At 64.9% G+C, this 1,682-nt stretch carries 2 protein-coding genes; both read left to right on the forward strand.

Annotated elements, in window-relative coordinates; translation table 11 throughout:
- Positions 1-438 precede the first annotated feature (438 nt).
- Complete coding sequence (locus WAW17_RS09480) at positions 439-1,065, forward strand: HNH endonuclease (RefSeq protein ID WP_422332728.1); 627 nt, start codon at positions 439-441, stop codon at positions 1,063-1,065.
- 378 nt (positions 1,066-1,443) lie between these two features.
- Positions 1,444-1,682, forward strand: a 239-nt coding sequence (locus tag WAW17_RS09485) for a type II toxin-antitoxin system HicB family antitoxin (protein ID WP_422332729.1), incomplete at its 3' end; no start/stop codon positions are given.

The raw sequence follows: 1,682 nt of genomic DNA on the forward strand, positions 1-1,682 counted from the left end.
GGCTGCACCGAGTCCACGGCCCGCGCCTTCGCCGCCGCCTACCAGCAGCGCACCGACGCGGCTGCGAACGAGAACCAGGGCGCCCTTTTCTGACGAACCCCCGATGCACGCTGACCGCATCCAGCAGACCCATGTCCATCGACTACTTCCCCGGACTGCACCGGGACCACCGACATCCACCGAACGCGCCAGACCATCCGGCCCGAGGGAGCGGCCATTGCTCTCACCCACGCGGAAACCAGCATTCTCGAGACTTTCGTTCGCGCGCTTGCTCTGCACAACCTCACCGAAGCCGACCACGGCCACGAGGAGACCGAGAGAGACGCGCGCCGATGAGCGTCGAGTAACCATCGATCCAAGGGAAGCCAATACGGAATTACGGATCTGCGGAGATGCGGATCGTCGCGAGCCGTGGGCGCGCCTCGCTACTCTCCTCGTATGAACCGGTGGGAGGACGTCGAATTCGGCGAGATCAGGATGATGAGCGCCGAGGAAACGGCCGCCTTCAATGCCGAGGTGAAACGCGATAACCGGATGCAACGACGACAGCAGCCGTTCCCAGATCACCGCCTCCGCCGGGCCAGCTTCATCCCGCCGGTCGACGTCGACGGCAAGACCGTCACCGAGCGGTTCACCCCCATGGACATCTACGCCCGCGACGGCGGGATATGCCAACTCTGCCTGGAGCCCGTGGACCTCGAGGCCCTGCACGGCCCGGAAGCCCTGTCGATCGACCACATCGACCGCGCAGGCCCCCATACGCGGGCGAACTGCCGCCTCACCCATCTGTTCTGCAACAACGATGCGCAGTGGGCCCGCGGTTTCGATCCCGAACTCGCCCGGGCCCGACTGCGCTACAAGATCGCCACCAACGAGAAGGCCGGGCCCGGCGACCGTTTCCCGCGACGGTCCCCGATCACCGGCCACGTCGTCTCCCACGAGGAATGGCGACAGCAAAAGTCCGTCGCCGTCGACGCCGCGCGAGCAATTGACGCGACCCCTCCGCCGCCCACCGCGACCGAGCGGCTCGCCGCCACGCTCCGATCGCTCTTCCCGCGCGGGTGACAGCGGCGATACCCCTCGTTGATGCGACCAACCAGCGGTATTTCGATGCGATCTACGGGTGTTGAATGTCGCTGACTTGGTGCTTCGTGCGCGCCAACACCTACCTCTGTAGTATCGCCGGTGATACCATGCCGGTAGGTCGAAGCAGGCGAAGCTGATCGCGAGTCCGCAGAGCGTGACCTATACCGAGCTGTTCAACTTCTGCTGCGACGTATTCGGGGAACCGCGGCAGTGCGGCACCTCGCACGCCGTATTCAAGATGCCGTGGGCGGGCGACACGCGAGTGAACATCGAAGAAAGGCGGCGGCGGCAAGGCCAAGCCCTACCAGGTCGGTCAGGTTGTCATCGCATACGACAAGCTCACGAAGGAGGCTGACGATGGCTGACGTATCGCACTACACCTATCGGGTGACCTGGTCGGAAGACGACGGCCAATTCGTCGGGGCCGTCGCCGAATTCCCGTCGTTGTCATGGCTGGCGGAAACGCAGGCCGAAGCACTGGTCGGTGTCATCGACGTCGTCCGTGCAGTGCTCGAGGACATGGCGCTGACCGGCGAGCAACCACCGGTCCCGATCGCTGATCGTCCCTACAGCGGCAAGTTCATGGTGCGCACTTC

This window comes from Rhodococcus sp. (in: high G+C Gram-positive bacteria) (assembly GCF_049286785.1).
Taxonomy (GTDB): Bacteria; Actinomycetota; Actinomycetes; order Mycobacteriales; family Mycobacteriaceae; genus Rhodococcus_F.